The organism is Prevotella sp. P4-98, from assembly GCF_002251405.1.
Taxonomy (GTDB): domain Bacteria; phylum Bacteroidota; class Bacteroidia; order Bacteroidales; family Bacteroidaceae; genus Prevotella.
In genome coordinates this window covers 1-305 of record NZ_NPJC01000033.1, presented here as the reverse complement: position 1 = coordinate 305, position 305 = coordinate 1, and the positions used below count along the sequence as shown (strand labels likewise).

General features: G+C 48.9%; 2 tRNA genes. Both read right to left on the bottom strand.

Going from position 1 to position 305, the window contains the following annotated elements:
* Position 1: 1 nt before the first annotated feature.
* Positions 2–75: transfer RNA gene (locus CIK96_RS05495), tRNA-Ala, on the bottom strand.
* Positions 76–102: 27 nt separating this feature from the next.
* A tRNA-Ile gene (locus tag CIK96_RS05490) sits at positions 103–176 on the bottom strand.
* Between the last annotated feature and the right edge of the window lie 129 nt (positions 177–305).

The window sequence follows — 305 nt, the reverse complement described above, 5'->3', positions numbered from 1 at the left end:
GTGGAGAATAACGGATTCGAACCGTTGACCCCCTGCTTGCAAAGCAGGTGCTCTAGCCAGCTGAGCTAATCCCCCGGTCGGGAATTGAAGTCCCTTGCATCGTAGTCCCAGGCAGACTTGAACTGCCGACCTCCACATTATCAGTGTGGCGCTCTAACCAACTGAGCTATAGGACTTCGTTCAAGATGCTTTGGAACAGTACAGTGTCCTCAGCTTCCTTCGATTCTCTATTCGAGAAAACAGATTCGTTAGTACAAGAAGCCGAAGGAGTGTCTGAACAAACCAATGCTTCATCCCATTCTTTT